The organism is Alteromonas sp. RKMC-009, from assembly GCF_003584565.2.
Classification (GTDB): domain Bacteria; phylum Pseudomonadota; class Gammaproteobacteria; order Enterobacterales; family Alteromonadaceae; genus Alteromonas.
On the sequence record NZ_CP031010.1, the window covers coordinates 2,430,021 to 2,454,500 of the forward strand.

The following is a 24,480-nucleotide window of genomic DNA, read 5'->3' on the forward strand; positions in this document are numbered from 1 at the left end:
TGTGTCGGTCATAATCTAGCAGAAATTTAAGGACTAATTGAATGGAAAGTTCAGAGATAAAGGACTACGTCAAAGCCAAAAAAGGCGTGGCAATTGCTAAAATCACATCATTATTTTTATTGCTTTTCGTTTTTGCATTCCCTTTTTATGACGGCCTGGGGATTACAAACTATTTACCATATCTTGCACCGGTATTTGCCATGACGTTGGTAGGGTATATATGGTTCGGGTTTTTTGGTGTCTCTGAGCAGGCGTTGCTAAACATAATCGAGCGTCAAATTGCAAAAGACCCGGAAGCTATTCAGAAGTTGTTAAATCATGAAGCATGACAAATGAGTGACCACTCTGTATGTATTACCCATATTTCAATGTTATGTTTTCCGAAAGTTAAACAAAGATTTTAAAAGGGATTTTAGTTGTATGAAGTTTCTAAAATATTCAGCGCTAATATTGGTTTTTTTAATTATCGGCGCAGCAATTTTTCATCAGAAAATTATTTCGGGCATATTAATACCACAATATGTTGACTGGGCTTATGAAACAGAAAAAAGAGGCTTAGAGTCAGGAGCTCCGTTGAATTTACGGGAGTTAGCTTTGGCAGCCGAAATAGGAATTCAAAAACCAGAGAAAGTCAGGATTGTACATGTTGATGAAGTTCCGTTTCCATACGAAAATTTCGCTTTAAAAACACTTGGTGAAGCATTAGGCTTTATCGGCGAAGGCATCACCAATAATGCTCAGGCCTTCGGCTATTCCATTTATGTTCGTAATGGATATGAACTTAACAGACCAAAATTGGCTCACGAATTGGTTCATGTACTTCAAATCGAAAGAACTAGTCTTGATCACGTGATAACTCAGCACTTCTCTGACATAGCTGAATTTGGCTATGATAAAGCACCTTTAGAAATCGAGGCTTTCAAAGCAAATAAACACTATGCAGATGCCTGGTAACTAATCGTAATTTTTTCAAAAATAAAGAATCGTATTGGAACGCTCGCAGGCACTTTATGTGGTTGTTATATTTCCGGAGTTTAAATGGAACTTAATCAAATTACTTTACCAGTAAAAGATATGGATGCTGCCGTTAACTTTTATCTGAAGCTCGGTTTTACTCAAATTGTCGATACACCGCATTATTCCAGATTTTCTTGCCCGGAAGGTAACTCGACTTTCTCCTTATCACTCGAAACTGAAGAGTTTGAAAACAGATCTGTAATCTACTTCGAGCACGAAGAACTTGATGAACTGTGTGCTGATTTGTCCCGGAGAGGTATTCAATTTGAACAACTACCAACAGAACAAAGGTACCTATGGAAAGAGGCTATTCTTAAAGATCCTTCTGGTAATAAAATCAAACTTTACCGGGCAGGTAAGAACCGTTTAAATCCTCCCTGGAAAGTTGAAAAACGCTTATAATAAGCCACTCAATACATTCACAGGTTTACCGGAACAGTACTACCCTGGCAGAGTCACTTCGTTCCACATTTTAGCCCATGCAATCCGCCATTAAGTGAGGCGTTAAATCACACAAGGAAGTAGCATGTTTAAACAATTATGGTCTTTCATTTTAATCATTCCTATATCATGCGTGTCAGCACAAGGTGATGATACAACAGTTTCATTGCATGAAAACGCGGTAATATATCGCGGTAAGTTATCGCCATCAGCGAATCAGAAGCTGCTTTCAATACTTAAAAACGGCGAGAGTAAAATTGAATGGCTGTCGATAACGTCTGAAGGGGGCGAAATCAATCATGGTATGGATCTTGGTGATATCGTTCATGACTATGATTTGAAGATTGAGGTAAATGACTATTGTCTTTCTTCATGCGCTAACTACGTTTTTTCTGCTGCAAAACATCACAGAATATCGAATCACGCAGTAATTGGATTCCACGGCGGAACAACCGGGATGGAGAAAGAAATAACCTCGTTTATCAAGGCTCTTCCTGAGAAGGAACAGGAATCAACAAAGCAAAATTTAGAAAAGTATATGAAGTCAGCTGTGATACGCGAGCGTGAGTTCTTCGAAAAAATTGGTGTGGATCAGCAAATAACAACACTTGGACAATCTTCCGAATACAAAGCGATTGGCGGGAAAGAAGAGTTTACCGGCTGGTACTATTCGCTCGAAGGGCTTGCGAAACTTGGCGTATCCAACGTTGAAGTAGTTGATCCTCCCTGGGTTTATCAACATTTGAGTGACAAAACTAAGTTCTTCAAAGTCAGAGTAGACGGTGTCTGACAATGACGCCAAGTCTCTCCTTAACTCACAAATAGGCTGCGTCGTTCTTCAACTATTTTTAGCCTGTGTGTTTATGCCCCTAAGTGTAGTGTTCATAAAAACAGCACGATAAACAGTGATTCGATATGAATAAACAAGGAAAGTTTAATGCGAAAAATAGTGCACTTTTCAAAGAAGAAGAACTGGTTTCTTACGGAGCCAGATTTAGATTTATTAAACCAACAAATCGCAGAAATTGAAGGTGATGGCTGGAACATTATATCCGTTCAGTCTAACTGTAATTTTGCCGGCGTTGTCAGCTCTTATACACTTTTGATTGAGCATGAGGCAGAAAGTGCGATCTAAAAACGGCATTATTATTCGCAACTACAGGGAACAAAAACATCCGGGTACTTTGTGCCTCGCCTGTCACTGTCACAGGGGTATATTTGCAGCGTCGTGCGGTTTTTTTTACTCTTCAAAGGAATTCATTCAGTTGAACAGATTTAAAATTTCTACGAACTTTGAAGACCTTGATATTAATCTCGTATATTCATTTATCTCCAATTCATATTGGGCTAAAAATATTCCATTTGAGGTTTTTGAAAGGTCTCTCAAAAATTCACTCGTGTTTGGTGCTTATGGCAGTAATGATGAACAAGCAGGTTTTGCCCGTGTTATTACTGATAAAGCCACATTTGCATATTTGAGCGACGTTTTCGTGCTTGAAAACTATCGTGGGCTTGGCACCAGTAAACTGCTTATGGAAGCAATATGTCAACACGGGGACCTTCAGGGTTTACGGCGCTTTATGCTGGCAACCAGCGATGCGCATGGCTTGTACGCAAAATTTGGCTTTGAGTCAGTTGCCAATCCGGAAATTTTGATGCAGGTATGGCAACCCTCTGTCTACGAACAGACATGTAAATAACAATTTATTCAAGGATTTCGTATCGCTCGCGGGGACCATAACGCATAAGCTCTGACGTTTTCACGAGCACATGGCTGACAGGCCTGCGGTTTTTAAGCTAAAACTTAATGCTCCTATTGCCGGGGCTATGTAGTTGAAGAAACTTTATCCAGGGAGGATTTTTGGAAAAATTTATAAAGCAGGCATGCCTTATTGCCCCATTCATATTTATCATTCTGCTTTCCCCGTCGAGGGGGGATCTGGCAGGGTTAGTTCTTATTTTTATTCCTTATGTGATCGTATTCCTGCTCGTTCACTTCGTCAAAAACAAAAGCCGGACATTCCTCATCGCGAATACGGGACTGGTGTTGCTCCTCATGCTGTCCAGCATGGTGATGTTTTTTGGCGTGGGATCAGATCCACAATCAGCAGTCGGTGTTTTTATTGTCTTTGTCGCACAGGTTCTTCTAAGTGCATTGTTTGTAAGCGTTTATTTTGTCATTCGCGCTTTTAAAAATTAACGCAGTGAAAATCAAATGCATTAGCATGGGATTACGAACCCGTGATATTAAGGCAATAAGAGGAGACTTTATGACTAAGTATTATGGTTCTTGTTTGTGCGGCACCGTAAAATTCGAGGTGCAAGGGGATTTTGATTGCTTTTATTTGTGTCACTGCCAGTATTGCCAAAAAGACACGGGCTCTGCTCATGCGGCAAATCTTTTCTCAAGCTCAGCTAAATTAGTCTGGCTGTCCGGTCCGGATGTGGTCACTACCTTTACGCTGCCGGGCACTCGTCACAGCAAAAGCTTTTGTATGCGGTGTGGCTCGGCATTACCTAACACTCAGATAGCAGACTTACTTGTTGTTCCGGCAGGGTGTCTGGATACTGATATATCTATATTACCAACTGCACACATCTTCATATCCGGCAAAGCTGCGTGGAATAAGACGTTAGAAGACGTACCAAAGTTCGGTGGCCTGCCAGAGTGATACACGAACCATACGATCCCACAAACCCGCTCGCGACCCGCTATAGCGCAGCAAATCAGCTGTGCTCTGAGATATTTGTTACCTCACAAAGGAGTGTTTTTTAGTGAAATTTAAAAGAAGCGTGTTGTTACTTTTTTTGTCATGTTGTTTTCATGCTCTCGCATCAGGGACTGACGTTCAAAAACTCAACATTGAAGAAAATGGCTTTGTCGGACACTACTATGAGCCTTCAGTCAGTTCTGCCGGTTCAGCCAGACAGCCTGTTATTGTGTTGGGTGGCTCAGAAGGCGGTATTCCTTCCAGACTTGCAGACGTTATAGCCGCTGATGGGTTTCCTGTTCTGGCTGTTGCTTATTTTAAGGAAGAATCACTGCCTGATGAACTGGAAAAAATACCGTTAGAGTATTTTGAGAAAGCTAAAAAATGGCTCCTTCATAAGCATCCTGAAAACGAGAACCTGACCGTGGCCGGATGGTCGAAAGGGGCTGAATTATCGCTGTTGCTGGCTTCAAAAGATGCCACATTTAACCGTGTTATCGCGATTGCACCAAGTGCGGTAGTTTGGGCTGGTATTCTGAATAACTGGCAAAAAACACCCGGTTCAAGCTGGACCTCCGGGCAAAAGGAGCTGGATTACGTCCAATTTAATCCGACGGGGGCCGTCAGTGGTTTACTCGATCTTTATTCCCAGTCATTAGCCAACAGACAAGATGGTGGTAAAGCGTCAATCAAAGCAGAAGAAATACTAGGAAGCGTGTATTTGTTTTCCGGTGGAAAAGATGAAATCTGGCCATCTGTTTCAATGGCTAAAAGTATTTGTGAAAGGATGAGGCAAAATGAATCATCCTCGTGTACACACTTTTCTTATCCGGAACTGGATCATTTGTTGGACTATAAAATGCTGGACGCTTCTGAAGAACTGAATCGTGTGTTTTTAGATAGTGTCAGTGTTCCGCCAGATCTTGAGAAAATTAACTTATCGATACTTCTGAGACTGGACAGTACTGAAGATTTCGTACCCATTTTTGAGGATGCTGCCCTCGACATCAAGCGTGACGATTAAGAGGCTATTTTTACCGCTTGTTTTTCATTCACAAAGGGAAGGTTTATGAAATACAGAAATATATTTTTAGCACTGCAGTTCTTGCTACCCGCCGCCGGGGTGGCCGCGGCCAATTATGCGTCAGTGGAATTAACGCACATTGAACCAATAAAGACGGAGGCCACCTGGCTGAGGGATAAGCAATTTATGCCTCGTTATCCCATTGAAATGGCAATGGAAGGGCTTGCCGGCTGCGGAATATTTAAAGTCAGTGTTGATAAAAACGGTACAACTAACAGTATCACGCTTGTCAGTTCAGTACCCGAGAAAGGTATTGCCGGGCCGGCAACCGGAGTTATAAAAGAGTGGAACTGGACCCTGGCAAACGGTAAGTCGCCGGCTGGTGAAGAAAAGTTGATAAGGCTGGATTTCTGCATGGGAGGAAGCTCTCAGGACGAATCTGTTTCAAAGTGCCAGCAGCAGGCATCCATGTTGTGTGAATAACCTCCGGTTTTCATCGAATGAAGGACAAGCAATGAACGGCCCCAATCCTGACAACAAAGCGCCCATGGCGGGGTTCCCGCAAGTGGGATATTTGAAGAACTTTATTACTTCTGAAAATATTATTGTAGGCGATTATACCTACTATGATGACCCGGACGGTCCTGAGCGCTTTGAGAGTAATGTGCTTTACCATTTTCCCTTTATTGGCGATAAGCTGATTATCGGAAAATTTTGTGCCATTGCCAAAGACGTGAAATTCATTATGAACGGAGCCAATCATAAAATTTCAGGCTTCTCTACGTATCCGTTTCAAATTTTTGGAAACGGATGGGAGAGAGTGATGCCAGGCGATGGAGAGCTACCCTATAAGGGGGACACTGAAATTGGCAATGACGTATGGATTGGTTACGAGGCTTTGGTAATGCCCGGGGTAAAAATAGGTAACGGGGCAGTCATTGCCAGCAAATCCGTTGTCACTGCAGATGTGCCTGCTTACAGCGTGGTGGGGGGCAATCCTGCGAAAGTCATTAAATACCGTTTTGAGGAAAGTATTATCGAAACATTGGAGTCTGTTGCCTGGTGGAACTGGAGTGCAGAGAAAATCACCGCCAATCTGGAAGCGATAGTGGGGGCGGACATTCATGCACTCCGCACAGCCGGCGGTTTATAAAAACCATTTCCATGCAATGAACAACGCCAGGAACCCGAACAGATAAATCAGACCACCATAACTTAACAGCGTTACCAGCGGGCTGGCTTTTACGTCGTCATTTAGTGCAGCCTGTTTTACCAGTTTATGGTTTAACAGAGCAAACATCGGCGTGGTCATGAAGGCCAGTGTCATAGCAAATCCAAGCATGGCGAGCAGGGCAGATTTAAAGAACAACACAATAGCAAAACTGATTACAGCAACAGCACTCAGCACGACAATAAAGATACTTTCCGGCGTATCTTTTTGCCCTTTAAGCAGCATGGCGGCCTCTGCTACAGCCCGCGAATAGCCGTCGTATACCGTAAGGGCGGAGCCGAAAATACACAAAAATGCCACTACGGCTATTAACCAGCGGGCCCACTCACCGATAGTACCGGCATATAAATCCACCAGTTGCTTTGAAAAGCCAATACCTCCAGAGGCCAGCGTGTTGTCAGCGCCGTGTAACACCAGGGCACCCAGTGCCAGAAACACCAGCGCCAGTAACATAGTAGTAAAATAGCCCAGATTAAAATCGAACAGCGCAGACTGCGGGGTGACTGATTGCTCCTGCTTTTGTTTTTTAAGCCACAGCGATGTGATACCGGAGATCTCTATAGGGGCAGGCATCCATCCCATGGTCACTACCAGAAATCCGACTGCTGCCATTGTCCAGGGCGAAGGGGAAACAAAATCATCAGGCGCCACAGTACCATTTTGCCAGGCCATAAAGGTGGCACCCAGCGTGGCTATCACCAGTGTCACCATAATGACTTTGGAAACTTTGTCTAAGGCTGAATAATGTCCGGCAATCAATATGAACAATATGGCAGCCAGAACAATACCACTTAACACAGGAATACTGGTTGTAAAGGGTACAAAGTAGCCGAGCAGGCTGGCTGCAAACATCAGCAGAGCAGCGGCATTCACAACCGATGAAATGACATTCAGTAACAGGGCGGTGATCAGATAGCCTTTGCCCATTTGCAGGTAGCCATGTTGCAGGGTTTCACCGGTACTGATGGTATAGCTGACCCCGGCCCTGAAAAAAGGATATTTGAGTATGTTGACTGCCAGCACCAGCAGTGCTAGTTGCCAGCCGTAATTTGCACCGGCCTGTGTGGATGCAACGAGGTGGCTGCCACCTATGGCAGCGGTTGCCATCAGTACGCCGGGGCCGAGAAGCTGTGTAAGATGCCGCAAACCGGCAAGGGAAAAGGTGGAATGTGCCAACTCTGTGTTCCTGCTACAGAAGAATTAATTCAGATGAGTTGGCACAGTGTACAACAAACTGCTTTGAGATCAGAGATTAAACGTCACTGATAAGATGTGCGGGGATCTCCCATGAGCCCTGATGAATTTCACCATCCCAGGTTTGCAGTGTTACCCAAATTTTCTGGCCGGAAGTGATGCGTTCCTGAGCCAGACCGTGCACATGCTGTCCGTGTCGTGTGCCATGTAAAATACCGAGTTCATGCTGCTGTGCTTCTTCAATTGACAATGGTTTGTCACCGATATTTAAAAAGCCCTGTCTGATTTCATCAACACCACCGTCCTGAAACATCACCAGAAAATCTTTCACGTAGAGACCGTCATGCTGGTAGGGTTTGTCCTCATCATAAGGCATTGCCGTCAGCGTGAAATCACCGGCTTGGGTTTCGGGCAGACTGGCGGGAAATTCAGGATTAAATGACTGATAGATAAACACGACCGGCAATATCAGCAACAGTGCATTTAACCAGTAGCGTTTTGACGCCGTTTTTTTATTCTTTAAGCGGGCCATGTTAAGCCTCCTGTAAACGTGCAGCTGTTGCTTTCCGGCTGGCTGTTCGTGCTTTTGCCAGACGTAAATACCACATAATGAAACCCGAAACAGACATACCGGAGAGGATTAGACCGAAAACAAACCACAGCAGTTTTGTCCATATTCCGCCGATAGTCCCGAAATGCAACGGGTCAGCGATGTGCATAATGGTTTGCAGGGCATCCATATTTTGCGGGGTAATGGTTTGTGTGATCTCGCCGTTCCACGGGTTAACTGCCAGTTGGAAACTGGCACCATCGTAAAAGGGGTTATTGCCGCCCCCGTACAATTTGTAGGTGTCGCGGTTATGTTCCGGCATCATGATATAACTGGTCTGAAAATTGTCGAAGGTATTCTCTGCCTTTGTAATGGCCTGAGCCAGAGATACCGGCATTGTTGGCGTATTCTGAGAGGATACCGGAAGCGATTGTGCGTCAAGCTGCGCCGGCCAGGGATCCACTTCAATATCTGCATGCCACATGACAGACTGAATAAGATACCAAAGTCCAGTTGCGCTCATGATCACCATGAACCAGATGGACCATACTCCGGCAAGTTTGTGTAAGTCTGCGGTCAGTGTACGCGGTCCCTGATGGCTGCGAATTTTGGGGTTACGGTATGCCTGCCAGAATTTCTTGAAGACGAGTAATCCGGTTATCAACGCCCCGAGCATGACCACAGACATTAAAGAAACCAGATAGTAGCCAAGACTGTAACTGCCATGCCACGGGAAATACAGCCATCCGTGCAACGTACGCATGAAACCGATAAAGGTGACACCATCGTTTACTTCCTGGATAGCACCGCTGTAAGGATTAACATATGCAATGGCAAAGGGTTTGCCTGTAGCGGTAAACATGACTTCGTGAGCCATGTAGCTTTCCCGTACGCTGACGCCGGTAACATCTGCATCCGGAAAGGTCTTTTTGACGGTGGTGACAGACTCTGCAACAGGTTGTGCCGGTCGGTTATCAGGGTTTACTGCACGGATATTTTCGTTTGTCAGCCAGGCAAATTCATGGCTCATGACCGCCACAGTACCTGTCAGGCATACAAAACTGAATAACACCCAAACGGGGAGTGAAAACCAGCCGTGGAGTTGAAAGAGAAAGCGATTAGACACACGCGCCATGCAAAACCTGTCCGAAAGTATAATTTCATTACCGGTTGCAGATTCTAGCGAATATCGCTTTCAATAGAAATGATATTAATTCTTTTTTACATACGCCGCCACCTGCGGAATACGATAACCGGCACCAGCAGCAGAGCCAGAATTCCGGTACTGCCGCCGCCACCTGAGCTTTGACGTTCAGTCACGGCAACACTCACGGCAACACTCACGGTATTGATGCCATCACTCACGGTTACGGTGTAAGAGACTGACGATCCTGCTGCAGAATCCGGGGCCTGAGTACTGTAAACGGAACCTGCTACACCATCTATGGTAAATGAGAGTGTGTCGTTTTCCGGATCGGTAGCGGTTGCCCTGATGGTGATTGTGCTGCCAGCACTGACACTGGCAGGAGATGTAACAGATAAAACCGGGGGCTGATTCGGCGAAATGGTGACGGTGACAGATGCCACAGACTGATTGCCTGAAGGATCAGTTGCGGTTACCTGCAGTACAGCGGTTGTGTCACTTTGTACGGAAGGCGCAGAAATCGTTACTGTCGCAGTATTCGTACCGTTTAAAGTTAATGCCGGACCGGATAACTGCTCCCACGACCAGGTTACCGCATCGCCATTAGGCTCGTCAGCTTCTGCTGTTACAGACAGGCTGTTGCCTGATGACACGACTGCTGTGGCTGTTGAACCGCCGGCAATCGTGACTACCGGTGCGCCTTCGACCTGTACGTCACTGAATACGGCTGCATTCTCAGAGCCTGCGCCCGGTATATTTGTTACCACTGAGGATGCCTGCAGAGATAGCGGACCTGTAGATGCACTGTCTTCCACTGTGACCGCAAACGATAAGGTTGCAGCAGCTGATGTTTGTGCATCAGCGCCGGTGCTTTCGCTGTCTGGTTGAGTGACTTCCCAGTACACACGGTTACCGGTGACACTGCCATTATCAGATACGGAACCGGCAACCAGTGAAACCGTATCAGGCAGGGTAACGCCTACGGTGTAATCACGAGCTTCTCCGGTTGTATTGCTGATAATATTTACGTTGAAGGTCTGCTGGCCACCTTTATTCACACGGCCATCATCAGGCGCCGACATATAGACATCATTTTCTTCCCGCTCTATGACAACATGGGTTACGCCAACATTACTGTTTTCGCTGCTGCTGGTACCCAGCGCGAAAGCACCAAAGAATTTATCTCCTTCGCTGCTGTCTCCAAGATCCCATAAAATACGTAAATCAAAGGGCGAGAGGGCCGCATTAGTTTGCGGACCGGAAACGGTGAGGTTGCCTTCGTCATCAGCATCCACCAGCACATAATCCATCATATAACTGTCGGAGGAGGCTGAAGAGCCTTCCCAGTTCTGTACCACGATAAACCAGGTGCCGGCTTCAGGATTCAGCCGGTCGACGACTTCATCGGCTTCAAGAGAACTGCTTTCTTCGCGGATCTCATCATCTGAAGGGTTGCCATCGCCATCAGCGTCATAAACAAGGAACAAATCCAGGTCACTGGCGGTGGCATCATAAATTTCTGCATATAAACGTAGCGCACCTTCTTCTACGTTGATTTCTGTGATCACAGTACCGCTGGCAGAATCAAACAGTTCGTCAGGTGTCGGATCTTCACTGACTGTCTCAACCACGGTGGTTACCTGTGTTAATCCGTAAGACTCAAAGTTAAAAGACTCAATTTCTGCTGTCGTAACATCCTTAAGTAAACGGCTGTCTTCATTCCGGTGGGCTGTCAGATCAACAAATTGAGGAATACTGCCATTTGAAGCGTACACTGCAACGGGGATGTGTAAATCAGGTGAGGTACTGCTGGTGAGATTTACACTGCCATATGCCCAGGCGTAGTTAGTGGTTCCGAGGGTATCCATGGTAAACGTGAGGGTCTGCGACTGTCCGCTTGCCAGCGAGAAAGAGGAGGGCGAAACCGTTGTGCTTAATCCGGACGTCACTGCTGTTGCAGTCACTTGCCAGCTTCCTGACCGTGTTGCCGTAACTGTACGGGTCCAGCTGCATGAGGTGACGCAATTTTCATCCACTACGGCGGGCACGTTAAGAGAACGCGGTTCGCCGCCTTCCTGCGGATTAGCAGCGGAATAGTTCGCCGCGGTTTCCTGCATGATAAGCCCGGTTTGCGTGGCCGCGTCTACCTGCAGACGACCAGCGCCCATTTCAAACCAGTTGGCCGCAACATCTGTGCCTGAAAGCGCCACACCGGTATTGGCAGTCATCATCATGGCTGAGCGGATGTTATCAGGTGTCCAGGACGGATGATCCTGCTTGAGCAGTAAAGCCGCGCCCGCCACATGGGGACTTGCCATCGATGTACCTGATGAGTACGCATAGTCTGCTGGGGCCGGTCCGGACTCTTCATGGCCATAGTGTTCATCTGCCCACGCAGCATAAATTTCTACGCCGGGAGCAGAAATTACAGGCGACAATGTACTGATTGAACTGTTCGGTCCCCTGGAAGAGAAGTCAGCCAGTTTATCTGCGGTTGTTTCATCAGTGACAACCTCAGCGGTTGCCTCAGTGATGGTGACACGGTGGCCGGAACCGGAAGCCAGCCATTGTTTCAGTGCATCGCCGGCATCAGCATCTATATGAATACCCGGCACTACGTAGGCATCGTTAGCCAGAAAGTTTTCACCGCTCTGCACATTAGCCAGCACGAAACCTGCGGCACCGCCTTCAACAACGTTCTTTGCTTTCTGGATCCGCGCAATATCACCACGGTCACAAACGACAATTTGTCCGCTGAATGTACCGGCAGGATAGGGCTCCAGACACTGACCGGGATCGCCGGATGGATCGTTGCCGTTGGGGAAGTCGCCGGCGTACACGATGTCAGCGGTAATTGAACCGGTGTTACTGAAACCCTGCATTGCGGCAGGGGTGTAACTGCCACCGGAAAAGTTTGTGATGGATTTTTCATACGACACTGAGATGCCGTGGGAAGTAGCAGCAACAGCGGTCATCCAGGGGGCATGCTTGTCGGTCGTTGCATCATCGGGGCCGTCATTGCCCGCAGACTGGGCAACAAAAATTCCGGCATTATGGGCATTCAGCCACGCACGGTTTAATGGTCCGTCCCAGGGGAAGTCGCCACCGGAAATCGACATGTTCACGGCATCCACAATACCGCTGTCAATAATGTCTTCAACGGCATCCAGCATGACAGATTCAAGACAGCCGGTATAAGTGTCGTCATCTTCACCGGGATAGCATACCTGATAAGAAATAATATTCGCATGAGGTGCAACGCCGGAGACTTCTTCAAAAATATAACCGGTCTCCACACCGTCACTGACAGTTTGATCGTAGTCGGGGATCACTTCCGCAACATTATAAAGAATATTCCCTGCAGCGGTTGCTGCTACATGAGAGCCGTGACCGTTGTAATCTTCACCGTTTTCGGGGAGGCCTGAAGGAAAAATATCAGTGTCGGAATAGGCATTAACAATCGCCGGATAACTGTATACGCCGATGAGCTTGTCGTTACACAAAGCAGGATAGCTTCCTGCACAGTCTCCGAGGTAATTTCCGCTACCCAGCGGATTGGTGTGAGCATAACCATCGTCACCGGTGGCCGCAAAAGACGGGTGATCTGTGTTGATGCCGGTATCCAGAACCGCAACCACCATGCCTTCACCTAACACATCAGAGCCGGACGAGGTTTCTGTACCGTCCCACATCTGCGGGGCGCCGATAGTGGCCGGTCCCACATAGGCATTCAGTTTGTGTAACGTGTCACGGCGTACTTTTTTAACCCCTTCTGTTTGTGACAAGGTTTTCGCCTGCGCCGGGGTGAGCTTTGCAGCAAAACCGTTAAAGGCCAGTTGATACTGTGCAAGGGCTTTTGGTGTGTCTGTGCCATCAGCGATGGCTGACAATACAGTTGACTGGCGGTTCTTAAGGTGACGGCGGTACTGAACGACTGCATCAGAGCGTGTATTTAACTTATTGCGTCTTTTTTCTGATGACGTCGCGGTAAAACCTTGCACACCTCCTTCATAGGTGGCCACAGGACTTTCATCCAGTTCAACAATATAAACGGATTTACCGGATTTATGTTTTGCCGTATCCGCCATCAGCGGTGATGAAATAATGCTGCTACTCAGCGCAAATGAAACCGCTAAGGCGATTCGACAATTCATACACTTCTCCCGTTGCCGCGCGCGTTTTTACTTTTTCAGTTAAAAGCTTATACCAGATTTTATAAATCACAGGCGAGTTTTACACTCAGGCTGCCTGAACATCAGTACGTAAAAGTATACCTTCTTAAATATGAACGGCTTATGAACCATTGTATTTCATTAAACTTTTTATACGGGATGGCTTATGTAAAGTTAAGTGTGACCTTATTTTAAATCAATGTTAAAACCGTAGGATGAAATGACCACATGAAACCTGTTGAGGCGGATAACCATTTTCCCTTATTGATGTGGCCACCTGTATTTAGCAACACGTATTTTGAGATTTCACACTAGCATTATCACTATCGATATTGCCGTTGTGGCACCACTCAATGAGGGCTTAGTTGTGCAGGACAGAAATCATCTCGCCAGCGTGAAAACCACCCGTCAGGTAAAAATAATAGAAAATGGCCTGATAGACATCCCTATGCTGCAAATTCTGCAGCTGGACGGTACGGTACACCCGGACGCTGAAGAACCGGACATCACCCGTGATACCGCAGAAAAAATGCTGGAAGTGATGCAGTTTATCCGCATTCTTGATGAACGGATGGTGGCGGCGCAGCGTCAGGGCAGAATCAGTTTTTATCTGGCTTCTACCGGTGAAGAAGCGGCTGCTGTTGCCAGCGCAGCAGCATTAACTAATGATGACATGATCATGTCGCAGTACCGCGAACAGGGCGCACTGGCATGGCGGGGATATAAAACTGAGCAGTTTATGAATCAAATGTTCAGTAATGAAAAGGATCCGAATAAAGGGCGTCAGATGCCCATCCATTATGGTGATAAAGCGCTTAATTTTATGACCATCTCTTCTCCCTTAGGTACACAGATCCCCCAGGCATCAGGCTATGCCTATGGCCAGAAAATGGCCGGCAAAAAGGCGCTGACGATTTGCTATTTTGGTGAAGGGGCGGCATCAGAAGGTGATTTTCATGCCGGCCTGAATATGGCTGCGGTACTGCGCTGTCCGGTAATCTTCTTTTGCCGTAATAACGGCTATGCCATTTCAACCCCCGCTGAAGAGCAGTTCGCCGGTGACGGTATTGCCAGCCGGGGTATCGGCTACGGGGTGAAAACAATCCGGGTGGACGGTAATGATCCCTTGGCTGTCTATGCCGCCACCAGACAAGCAAAGGAAATTGCGCTTAAAGAAGCGTGTCCTGTGCTAATTGAAGCGATGACTTACCGTCTGGCTGCTCATTCCACCTCCGATGATCCCAGTGGTTACCGGTCTAAAGATGAAGAAGAAAAATGGCGTCAGAAGGATCCGGTATTGCGTTTAAGTGAGTGGCTCAAATCAAAAGGGTGGTTTGACGCGGAAGCTGCAGAAAAGCGTAAAACAGCGACCCGCGAGTCGGTGTTAGCGGCCCTTAAAGAAGCCGAAAAAGTACCGGTCAACCCCATCGACGATATTGTGACAGATGTATACGACCACGTTCCCCGGCATCTCAACGATCAGCTTCAGGCACTTAAGCAACACATCGCCCGTTATCCGCAGGCGTATCCGAAAACAGCAGGGAGAATAAAATAATGGCAAAAATGAATCTGCTGCAGGCAATTAACAATGCGCTTATCACTGTCATGACAGAAGACGAGCGTGTGATGGTATTCGGTGAAGATGTGGGTCACTTTGGCGGTGTATTCCGTGCCACCAGTCATTTACAGGAGAAATTTGGTAAAGGCCGCTGTTTTAATACGCCGCTTACGGAGCAGGGCATAATCGGCTTTGCCAACGGTCTTGCTGCGCAGGGTTCAGTGCCGGTAGCTGAAATCCAGTTTGGTGATTACATTTTTCCGGCCTTTGACCAGATTGTTAACGAGACGGCGAAATTCCGTTACCGCTCCGGCGGACAATTTAGTTGCGGCACACTGACCATCCGCACACCGTACGGCGGCGGCATTGCCGGCGGACACTATCACAGCCAGTCTCCGGAAGCCTTCTTTGCCCATTGTCCGGGCCTTCGGATTGTGGTGCCGCGTAACCCATATCAGGCAAAAGGCTTGCTGCTGGCCTCTATCCGCGACGACAACCCGGTGTTATTCATGGAGCCGAAACGCCTTTACCGGGCATCAGTAAGCGATGTGCCTGAAGAGGACTATGAATTGCCGCTGGGAAAAGCGGATGTCGTGCAGGAAGGAAAAGATATCACCCTGGTCGGCTGGGGTGCCCAGATTGAAATTCTGCAAAAGGCCGCCGAAAAAGCGCTGGATGATGGCATTAACTGCGAAATTATTGATTTGCGCAGTATTGCCCCCTGGGATGCGCAAACAGTCGCTGAGTCCGTGATGAAAACAGGCCGCTTACTTATCAATCATGAAGCGCCGCTGACCGGGGGCTTTGCCAGTGAGATTGCAGCAACTATTCAGGAGCAGTGTTTCCTGTACCTGGAAGCGCCGGTTGCCAGAGTTTGCGGTCTGGATACGCCGTATCCGCTTTCTCATGAAAAAGAGTACATGCCGGATGAACTTAAAACTTACGAAGCCATTCTCCGTACAATGCATTACTAAGGGCAAACGACAATGACGACAGAATTTATATTGCCTGATATCGGCGAAGGTATCGTGGAATGTGAGCTCCTTGAGTGGCTGGTAGCCGAAGGGGACGTGATAGAAGAAGATCAGCCCGTTGCTGAGGTGATGACAGACAAAGCCACTGTACAAATTCCTGCCATGCATGCAGGTAGGGTAATGAAACTGCACTATCAACCGGGTGACATCGCTAAAGTGCATGTGCCCCTGTTCGCCATGGCTACGTCAGAACAGGTTACAAAGCAGGAACCTGAAGCTGAAAGTGTTGCTTCACAAGATCATCCGGCCAGTACAAGTACCACTACTACTACCAGCGCCGGCGCAGGTGAAGACTTTTTACTGCCGGATATTGGTGAAGGCATTGTTGAATGTGAGATTGTGAAATGGCAGGTCACTGAGGGTCAGTCTGTTGAAGAAGACCAGGTGGTCGTTGAAGTCATGACTGATAAAGCCGTGGTGGAAATCCCCGCCAAACACGCCGGCGTGATCACAAAGCTTTATTACGGTGAAGGTGATATTGCAAAAGTGCATGCACCTTTGTTTGCTCTGGATCATAACGATAGTGCCGGTACGTCTTCGCAAAGCGGGCCCGCTCATACACAGGCTGAAGCCACGGCTTCTCAAACAGCAACTTCTGAAGCGGCAATCTCTGAGAGCGCCGCACGGGAAGGCAGTTTTGAGCCGCCGGTGGCTATTCCCGGAAAAGTACTGGCCAGTCCGGCCGTCCGCCGTATCGCCAGAGAGCACAATATCGATCTCAAATCGGTGCAGGCTTCGGGTAAAAAAGGCAGAGTACTGAAACAGGATGTCTATCGTGCAGCAGAGTCGTTAACTACAAATAATGAACTTAACGATGCCTCAAAGCAGACAAAAACGGCATCAGAAGATACCAGACGACCTGTTGAGTCCGGTGGCAAACGTACAGAGAAGGTACGGGGATTACAGGCTGCGATGGCAAAACAAATGCAATTGTCAGTGCAAACTATTCCGCATTTCACGGTAAGTGATGAACTGATGATGGATAAGCTCATTGCACTGCGTGCTGAGCTTAAACCTGCCTTCGAAGCGAAAGGCGTTAAACTCAGTTTTATGCCGTTTTTCATTAAAGCACTGTCTCTTGCATTAAAAGAATTTCCGGTGATCAACAGCCAGATGTCTGATGATGGTGAATATTTGCATTATTTTGACGATCATAACGTCGGCTTTGCCGTAGACAGTAAAATTGGCCTGCTGGTGCCGAATATTAAACGGGTTCAGGATTTAAGCCTGTTTGATATAGCTTCACAGATGCAAACCATCATTGAGCAGGCCAGAGAAGGTAAGGTGCCGGCAAGTGCATTGAAGGGCGGTACCGTGTCGGTTTCCAATATTGGTGCACTGGGTGGTATCACTGCCACGCCGGTAATCAATAAACCGGAAGCGGCTATCGTTGCGCTGGGTAAAACGCAAAAACTGCCCCGGTTCGATGATAACGGGAATGTGACGGCGCAGCATATCATGCATGTAAACTGGTCCGGCGACCACCGCATTATAGATGGTGCAACCATGGTGAAGTTTAATAACCTGTGGTGCCATTATTTGCAGAACCCGTCAGCTATGCTGATGCATCTGGCCTGATAAACGGATGTGGAGTAAAGAGCCGGCTTATGGCTCTTTCTCTGCAAAATAACGTGTTACAATAACGTTCTTAATTCATGCGGAACGGATTGTTTGTGTTAAGTTATAAACATGCCTTTCATGCCGGTAACCATGCGGATGTGATCAAACATTTGTGCTGGACCGGTGTCATTCAATACCTGAAGAAAAAAGAGAAGCCTTTCACGCTTTTCGATACCCATGCCGGGGCCGGTTGCTACCCTTTGAACAGTGAGCAAACTCAGAAAAACCGTGAGTTTGAGTCTGGTTTTGACCCGTTGTCCGGTGTCAGTGCAACATCGCCGTTGCTTGCATCTTACTTAAGTGCCATGAACGTTTACTGGCAACAACAACAGTATCCGGGGTCGCCGCTCATTGCTGCCAGAGGCTTACGTTTGCAGGATACCGCGCACCTTATGGAACTGCATCCGGCAGAGGCGGGGATTTTGTCTGAGGTTATCAGAGGCGTGGGTGCCGGTAATGCCCATGTGCATCACCGTGACGGGCTGGAAGGACTGATAGCGATGACGCCGCCGAACCCTAACCGTGGTGCGGTGCTTATTGATCCACCTTATGAACGCTTTGAAGAATATGCGGATGTTACACGCACGGTAACTAAACTGTTCCGTCGCTGGCAGAATGCGCAGGTTGTTCTGTGGTATCCGTTGTTATCGGCACGGGCGGGTAAAAAGTCCGGTGCCAGCGAGAACATGGTCGATGACTTAAAAGACATTGCAAAAACCGCTTTTGTGGCAGAACTGCATGTAGCGTCGCCCGATGACGATACCGGTATGTACGGTTCCGGCGTACTGGTGATGAATCCTCCCTGGCAACTGGATGAACAACTCCGTGAAGCGCTGGATGAAGTGTGTTCTCACCTCGGCGCTGACAGTCATGCCAGTGTGACCTGGCTTAAACAGGAAGCTGACGATTGACACAACCCCGCGGGCTTAAACATTTTTATATTCCGGAAGATCAGTCTGTCTATCTTCTGGCACATAAAGATGCCGTCAAGCTCAGGAACTGGGTTGAGTTATGTAATCAGCAGCTACGGCAACTGGGTTACACGCAAACGGGACTGATCGGTAAAGGTGCATTCGGCTTTGTATTCGCCGGCGTGTCACCCGGCGGTGAGCATCGTGTTTTCAAATTCTCACGGATCAACCTGCCACAGCATGTTCAGGACCGGCTGGAGGAAGAAGCCTTCATGCTGGCGCAGATCAAGCATCCTCTGGTTCCCGCATTATGTGAATTCCAGCAAATAGGTAAACAGGCCATTCTGGTCATGCAGCGTGCTGCCGGTGCCGATATGGAACAGGTGAGTTTACGAAAAGGTATGTTACCGCCACGGTTGATAGTGCGTCTGGCGGTACAGATGGGGGAAGTGCTGCTGGCGCTTCGCCGTCATCAGGTAAATCACGCTCCCCGTCCCGTGGTGCACGGCGACATTAAGCCATCGAATCTGGTGTGGGAAGACGACACTGAAACCGCCCGTTTAATTGACTGGGGTTCATCAGTGTTTGCCCAGCTGGATGAAAATGGTCAGCATACCGGCAACAATGTGATGGATTTGATGTCCGGTGATATGCAGCAAACGAATGCACGTCTGGGTGATGTGTACTTTATCGGTGATGAACAGCTGAACGGGGCATTATCATCTCCGCGTTTTGACGAACAGGGCCTTGCCAGCACGTTGTATGCGCTGGCTTCAGGTCAGTCAAGCCGTTATGGCCGCAAGGTGATTACGCCGCTGTCGCTGGGTTTACCCAAAATGCTGGCAAACATTTTAGATTACATGCTGAGTGATGATTTAGCTAAACAACGTCAGGGCGGTGATTACTTCTTTAATCACCTGCATGTACTTCGCAGCATGGTATTCACAGAAGATAAACCGGCGGAATACAAAGCCATGATCCCGTGCTGGTGCGCCCCGCAGGAGAAAGACATTGAAACGGTAGTGTACAGCTCCCGTAAATCATTTCTCCGTGAAGCGGCGCTGGTGAATGATGCTGAACTGAAATACATCAACGATGCTCAGTTTGACCGCTATTACAAAAACTATCTTCAGGGGATGGGGGAAACTGAAAAAGGTTTCATCTCTGCTGTCAGCCGGCTGGGCCGTTTTCCGGTAGTGGGTGGTATAGCAATCCGCTGGATGCCCGACGGCATTTATGTGGATTCAAGTCTGAATCTGTACGATGAAAGTCTGAAAGTCTCCTTTGAACAGTCGGTGAACAACGTGATCACGCTGGCAAGAGCTATCCACCGTAAAGGGATATTCAAGTGCTGTCTGTTTAATGCCAAAGACACCCTGCACATTGAAAGGCAGGATGAGTCAGAGCCTTTTATTCCCGGCAGTGAGTGCGTGATCCCTTTTGAGCTGTCCAGAGCGCCTGTTGTGCAGGATAACAGCCGGACGCACTCTTATTTTGAAGACGGTGATGACCCGGATGAACTATTACGTCTGCCAGCCAGTATTATGTCGGTACTGGAAGAACTGAACACAATTCACCATACCGGATGCGTGATATTTGAAGCATTGCCGGCGCATCTGAAAATCCACAGTTACTATACGCTGCTTGATCACAGTCAGCGGGAACGCTTCACTGCGTTACTGGCGGCGCTGGTTCAGGCAGTACCTGATATCAGGGGGATAGGCATTTCCGGCTTTATGAAATTGCCGTATAAAGATACCCGTTACTTTGAGCATTGTGCTCAGTTGCCTGAAAAGTATTACCCCCGTAACCCGAAACAAGCGAATATGGAGACAATAAACGCACATGGCTGAAGTTAAACTCGCTTCACTGATGGAGCTGGAGACTATCGAGCAGGGGATCTACCGCGCACAAAGCTGGGATCTCGGATTTCGTGCACTGTTTGGTGGTCAGGTGTTAGGTCAGGCCCTCTCGGCGGCCTACAAGACCGTAGACGGCGGATTTACTGCCCATTCATTCCACAGCTATTTTCTGTTACCCGGCGATGCCAAAAAGCCGGTCATGTATGATGTGGAAATTGTCCGCGACGGTCGCAGTTTCTGTACCCGTCGGGTGAAAGCCATTCAGGAAGGACGAAATATTTTTTATATGACGGCGTCTTTTCAGTTACCCGAAGACGGGATGGAGCATCAGTTTGCCGTCATGCCCGACGTACCACCGCCGCAGGATATCACGCCCGATATCGCTTTCTATGAAGCCAATTACGAAAAGCTTGCCCGTCCGATGCAGGAAGCACTGAGTTATCATAAGCCGGTTGATATCCGTACGGTTGACGCAGTGAATTCATTTTCTGCAAAGAAACGTGATCCGCTACGTTATATCTGGTTGCGTGCGCAGGAAGAAATGGGCACTGATGCACAAATTAATCAGGCGTCGCTGGCCTATGCGTCTGACTATCATTTTTTAAGTACAGCATTGCAACCCCACGGTGTCTCTATGGCCGACCGTGCATTGCGTATTGCCACTATTGACCATGCTATGTGGTTCCACAAACCGGTGAATTTTAATGAATGGCTGTTATATGTGGCAGAAAGCCCGTTTAGCGGTAATGCCCGTGGCATTGTGAAAGGCCAGATATTCAATCGCCAGGGTGAGCTGGTGGCTTCCACCATGCAGGAAGGATTGATGCGTAAAATTGACCGGTAGGGTGAATAACTGTGCCGGCTATTCTTTGGCGGTAACTGGCAGGTGAATACTTTTTTCGCAGAATAAAAAATGCCCGGAATTTTCATCCGGGCCTAGGGGAATGGCTCATTGCTGAGCCGTGCGCTAACTTTTACAAGGGAGAAGTTTTGTGAACTTATTCACAACGGATCGTAACTATAGAACAAAACCGCTCACTTTATAAACAAATTTTTGAAAAAATTTATCGATACATTATCAGAGACTTATTCTCAGTTCCATCCCTGTTTAAAAAACAACAGCTTATTTCTGCTCTGACCAGCCACCAGGTTGAACAAAAATTACCCACAGGTTGGTCACATTTTATTCAGCAAAACAAATCTAAATCCCGGTGAATGATTAACCGCCATAGCCATTCATCTTATTTATACCGGGAATGTGCAATTGTCCGTAAGCGTTGATAGTGCCACAATAGTTTTACATTTAAATTGCAGTCTGAGGCACGATTATGACAACACCATCAACTTTTATTCCGCCAGAGCGTACCTTAATGGGGCCTGGTCCTTCTGATGTTTCTCCCCGTGTACTTAATGCGATGTGCCGGTCTACCCTGGGGCACCTTGATCCGCTGTTTGTTCAGCTTATGGATGAAACAAAGGCGTTACTTCAATTTGCATTTAAAACGACCAATGCGCTGACCATGCCGGTTTCTGCACCGGGGTCGGCGGGTATGGAAGCCTGCTTTGTTAACCTGGTAGAACCTGGCGATAAAGTCATCGTCTGCATTAATGGCGTATTTGGTAACCGCATGGTGGAGAACGTAGTCCGCTGTGGTGGTGAGGCCATTAAGGTTGAAGATGAATGGGGACATCAGTCTGATCTCAACAAAGTAGAATCAGCACTGAAAGCCCATCCTGATGCCAAAATTCTGGCTTTCGTGCATGCAGAAACCTCTACCGGCGTGCGTAACGACGCTCAGGCCCTGTGTAAACTGGCACAGCAATACGATTGCCTGACCATTGTGGATGCCGTTACCTCGCTGGGCGGTATTGAAGTTGATGTGGACGGCTGGGGCATAGATGCCATTTATTCCGGTTCGCAAAAATGTTTAAGTTGCGTGCCGGGTTTATCTCCTGTGTCTTTCAGCGACCGTGCAGTTGACGTTATCAAAGGCCGTACCACGCCGGTTCAGAGCTGGTTCCTCGATATGAATCTTATCGTCGGATACTGGGGGCAGGGCGGCAAACGGGCTTATCATCATACCGCGCCGGTTAACAGTATTTATGCCCTGCACGAATCACTGGTAATGCTGAAAGAAGAAGGTCTTGAGCAGGCATGGCAACGCCATGAGCAGGGTCATGCAAAGCTGGTGGCTGGTCTTGATAAACTGGGTCTGTCTATGGCTGTGGATGAGGCATACCGGTTGCCTCAGCTGAATGCTGTTGTTATTCCTGACGGTGTGGACGATGCACAGGTGCGTAGTCAGTTGCTGAATGATTTTAATCTGGAAATCGGTGCCGGTCTTGGTGCGCTGGCCGGAAAAGTCTGGCGTATCGGTCTTATGGGATATGCGTGTAAAGATCGCAATATCGACCATTGTCTGGCCAGCCTTGAAAAGGCGATCCGCTAGTAAGAATCACTGAGCCGGATATCCGGCTCAGGGTTTTAATGCCAGTACCAGCCAGCCCGTTATCAGCGCTATGGCAAAACTCATCAGCGTGCCCAGCATCATGTATTCTGTCAGTCTCATATCCCGCTCCCGGGAAAGATCACCTACGCGGAACACGGTTTTAGTTGCCACCAGAAAACCCAGCCCTGTGTATTCATCGACAAGAATAAAAGACAGCGCCAGTAATCTTTCAACATAACCAATCCAGCGCCCGGCATTGCCCAGGCTTTTTCCTTCTTCTTCACCCTGCGTTTTCTTCAGTTGTTCAGCATGTTGTGACAACAGTTGCCCGATAAGAATACTGGCCGGTTTAAAAATAATGATGTAACCGGTGAGGTAGAGCAGGTTTTCACGGGTCAGCCAGATGTTTTTACTGGTCAGCAGCGAAGCAATATCGATTTTGGTGAATGACAGGGCGACCAGCGCAGTAACGAGAAAGTGAGCAAGCTGGTCCAGTGCAAAGGCAAGATGACTTTTGTGTCCTGCTTTCGCCCAGTCGATGAGAAAATGACTGACAGTAATGACGCCGGCTGCTGCCAGTCCCTGCCATAATCCCGCATCAGCCAGCCACAGCGCCACAAGGGCAAGGACCGCATGTACACCGGCATGAAGAAACAGTGACGGTGATTGCAACCCTTTATCGTGACGGCACTGGATCCATTTAGCCGGTTGCAGGTAAAAATCGCCGATAAAATGGGCGCTCAGCAAAAGCAGAAAGAGTGTCATCCGGCATCGTCCTTTAAGTTGGTGACATAATCGATAAATGGCTCCAGTAAATCCCCGCCGGCCGCTTTTAAGCGTTCGCTGATATTTTGCCGTGAGGTTTGCTGTTGTTCTGCCAGAACCTGGTGTAACGGAAACCCCAGATGAATGTAATGGTACAGCAAATCAGCCTGTTTTTTACTGAGCCGGTTCAGTATGTAGCTTAACTGTGTGCAGATGATACCGGTAGCTATTTGCTGTTCTGCCAGCGGAGTGCGTACAACGATTTCTCCGCTGCGGGCTTCGTCCAGTGCGCGGCCTGATTCAACAAATACCTTGCCGGAAGATGTACCGGGCGTGGCTTTTATCACGGCATCACTGCCCGTTGCCAGCGCCTGGGTGCAATTTACCTGCAACCCGTCTATCTGACTGTTGAGATAGAGCTTGAGTTCAAGCATGGCGGTAACGGCGTCCACCGGTTTTTCGAAAACAAACTGAAAGCCGTCGCCGCGGAATATTTCGAATAAACAGCCTGTACGCGCTTTTATTGCCTCACACTGGCGGGTGAGCGCCGACATGGTGTGCTGGTAATCAGAGGACGTTAAGGCGGTGGATTTGACCAGATCGCCGGTAAGGACCGCAGCCATAGTGGGTTATCCCTGGTTATTGAGTTACTAAGCAAGACTAAATCCTTGCTTTTTGATATGCAAGCCCTGAGTCTTGCTTTTCCTTTTGCAAGGACAGGATATTGCATTGGAAATGACGCTGAATACCAAATGCTATCACCGGCTTTATCGTACAGAGTTCTCCGTTTGTCATA

Annotated in this window: 24 protein-coding genes; 18 read left to right on the forward strand and 6 right to left on the reverse strand. The window is 47.8% G+C overall.

The genetic code is table 11. The annotated features are described in order from the left end of the window. Positions 1-41: 41 nt before the first annotated feature. The 11 genes from DS731_RS10735 (at position 42) to DS731_RS10785 (ending at position 6,346) form a co-directional block, all read left to right on the forward strand. Positions 42-329, forward strand: coding sequence for a hypothetical protein (locus DS731_RS10735; RefSeq protein WP_119501323.1), 288 nt, complete (start codon positions 42-44; stop codon positions 327-329). A 91-nt stretch (positions 330-420) separates the two neighbouring features. Next, positions 421-954, forward strand: coding sequence for a hypothetical protein (locus DS731_RS10740; RefSeq protein WP_119501324.1), 534 nt, complete (start codon positions 421-423; stop codon positions 952-954). A gap of 84 nt (positions 955-1,038) precedes the next feature. Continuing rightward, positions 1,039-1,419 carry a VOC family protein gene (locus DS731_RS10745; RefSeq protein WP_119501325.1) on the forward strand — a complete coding sequence of 127 codons (381 nt, stop codon included), beginning with the start codon at positions 1,039-1,041 and terminating at the stop codon, positions 1,417-1,419. Positions 1,420-1,543: 124 nt separating this feature from the next. Next, entirely contained in the window at positions 1,544-2,248 is a 705-nt protein-coding gene (locus tag DS731_RS10750; RefSeq protein WP_119501326.1) for a hypothetical protein, read from the forward strand. 147 nt (positions 2,249-2,395) lie between these two features. Next, on the forward strand, positions 2,396-2,593 hold the full coding sequence (locus DS731_RS10755; protein WP_119501327.1) for a hypothetical protein: 198 nt from the start codon (positions 2,396-2,398) through the stop codon (positions 2,591-2,593). A 130-nt stretch (positions 2,594-2,723) separates the two neighbouring features. Further along, complete coding sequence (locus tag DS731_RS10760; RefSeq protein ID WP_119501328.1) at positions 2,724-3,158, forward strand: GNAT family N-acetyltransferase; 435 nt, start codon at positions 2,724-2,726, stop codon at positions 3,156-3,158. Positions 3,159-3,319: 161 nt separating this feature from the next. Next, positions 3,320-3,658, forward strand: coding sequence for a hypothetical protein (locus DS731_RS10765; protein ID WP_119501329.1), 339 nt, complete (start codon positions 3,320-3,322; stop codon positions 3,656-3,658). 70 nt (positions 3,659-3,728) lie between these two features. Beyond that, positions 3,729-4,130, forward strand: coding sequence for a GFA family protein (locus tag DS731_RS10770; protein ID WP_119501330.1), 402 nt, complete (start codon positions 3,729-3,731; stop codon positions 4,128-4,130). A 103-nt stretch (positions 4,131-4,233) separates the two neighbouring features. After that, complete coding sequence (locus DS731_RS10775; protein ID WP_232373525.1) at positions 4,234-5,193, forward strand: acyl-CoA thioester hydrolase/BAAT C-terminal domain-containing protein; 960 nt, start codon at positions 4,234-4,236, stop codon at positions 5,191-5,193. A 45-nt stretch (positions 5,194-5,238) separates the two neighbouring features. Next, positions 5,239-5,676, forward strand: coding sequence for an energy transducer TonB (locus DS731_RS10780; RefSeq protein WP_119501332.1), 438 nt, complete (start codon positions 5,239-5,241; stop codon positions 5,674-5,676). A 31-nt stretch (positions 5,677-5,707) separates the two neighbouring features. Next, a complete protein-coding gene (locus DS731_RS10785; RefSeq protein WP_119501333.1) occupies positions 5,708-6,346 on the forward strand; it encodes a Vat family streptogramin A O-acetyltransferase in 639 nt (212 codons plus the stop codon). Here DS731_RS10785 and DS731_RS10790 read toward each other — a convergent pair. From DS731_RS10790 to DS731_RS10805, 4 genes are all read right to left on the reverse strand, one after another. Beyond that, complete coding sequence (locus tag DS731_RS10790) at positions 6,341-7,531, reverse strand: NRAMP family divalent metal transporter (protein ID WP_232373558.1); 1,191 nt, start codon at positions 7,529-7,531, stop codon at positions 6,341-6,343. The two genes, DS731_RS10785 and DS731_RS10790, sit on opposite strands and share 6 nt — an antisense overlap. A 145-nt stretch (positions 7,532-7,676) precedes the next feature. Then, the gene (locus DS731_RS10795) at positions 7,677-8,150 is read right to left on the reverse strand and encodes a hypothetical protein (RefSeq protein ID WP_119501335.1); all 474 of its coding nucleotides are present in this window, start codon (positions 8,148-8,150) and stop codon (positions 7,677-7,679) included. Position 8,151: 1 nt separating this feature from the next. Continuing rightward, entirely contained in the window at positions 8,152-9,303 is a 1,152-nt protein-coding gene (locus DS731_RS10800; protein ID WP_119501336.1) for a PepSY-associated TM helix domain-containing protein, read from the reverse strand. Between the two features lie 86 nt (positions 9,304-9,389). Next, positions 9,390-13,466 carry a S8 family serine peptidase gene (locus DS731_RS10805; protein ID WP_119501337.1) on the reverse strand — a complete coding sequence of 1,359 codons (4,077 nt, stop codon included), beginning with the start codon at positions 13,464-13,466 and terminating at the stop codon, positions 9,390-9,392. A gap of 385 nt (positions 13,467-13,851) precedes the next feature. On the opposite strand from DS731_RS10805, the gene DS731_RS10810 reads away from it, so the two are divergent. From DS731_RS10810 to DS731_RS10840, 7 genes are all read left to right on the forward strand, one after another. Beyond that, complete coding sequence (locus tag DS731_RS10810) at positions 13,852-15,039, forward strand: thiamine pyrophosphate-dependent dehydrogenase E1 component subunit alpha (RefSeq protein WP_119501339.1); 1,188 nt, start codon at positions 13,852-13,854, stop codon at positions 15,037-15,039. Then, positions 15,039-16,016, forward strand: a complete 978-nt coding sequence (locus tag DS731_RS10815; protein ID WP_119501340.1) for an alpha-ketoacid dehydrogenase subunit beta — start codon at positions 15,039-15,041, stop codon at positions 16,014-16,016. Before DS731_RS10810 ends, DS731_RS10815 begins: the two co-directional genes overlap by 1 nt. Positions 16,017-16,028: 12 nt before the next feature. Continuing rightward, entirely contained in the window at positions 16,029-17,654 is a 1,626-nt protein-coding gene (locus DS731_RS10820) for a dihydrolipoyllysine-residue acetyltransferase (protein ID WP_119501341.1), read from the forward strand. A 95-nt stretch (positions 17,655-17,749) separates the two neighbouring features. Next, positions 17,750-18,607, forward strand: coding sequence for a 23S rRNA (adenine(2030)-N(6))-methyltransferase RlmJ (locus DS731_RS10825; RefSeq protein WP_119501342.1), 858 nt, complete (start codon positions 17,750-17,752; stop codon positions 18,605-18,607). Next, the gene (locus tag DS731_RS10830) at positions 18,604-20,460 is read left to right on the forward strand and encodes a protein kinase domain-containing protein (protein WP_119501343.1); all 1,857 of its coding nucleotides are present in this window, start codon (positions 18,604-18,606) and stop codon (positions 20,458-20,460) included. The genes DS731_RS10825 and DS731_RS10830 overlap by 4 nt, the downstream gene beginning before the upstream one ends. Further along, complete coding sequence (locus DS731_RS10835) at positions 20,453-21,313, forward strand: acyl-CoA thioesterase (protein WP_119501344.1); 861 nt, start codon at positions 20,453-20,455, stop codon at positions 21,311-21,313. The genes DS731_RS10830 and DS731_RS10835 overlap by 8 nt, the downstream gene beginning before the upstream one ends. A 484-nt stretch (positions 21,314-21,797) precedes the next feature. Continuing rightward, entirely contained in the window at positions 21,798-22,919 is a 1,122-nt protein-coding gene (locus DS731_RS10840) for a pyridoxal-phosphate-dependent aminotransferase family protein (RefSeq protein WP_232373526.1), read from the forward strand. A 27-nt stretch (positions 22,920-22,946) separates the two neighbouring features. Here the strand turns inward: DS731_RS10840 and DS731_RS10845 are convergent, their stop codons facing one another. Next, positions 22,947-23,684, reverse strand: a complete 738-nt coding sequence (locus tag DS731_RS10845; protein WP_119501345.1) for a DUF3307 domain-containing protein — start codon at positions 23,682-23,684, stop codon at positions 22,947-22,949. Next, positions 23,681-24,307, reverse strand: a complete 627-nt coding sequence (locus DS731_RS10850) for a hypothetical protein (RefSeq protein WP_119501346.1) — start codon at positions 24,305-24,307, stop codon at positions 23,681-23,683. The genes DS731_RS10845 and DS731_RS10850 overlap by 4 nt, the downstream gene beginning before the upstream one ends. Between the last annotated feature and the right edge of the window lie 173 nt (positions 24,308-24,480).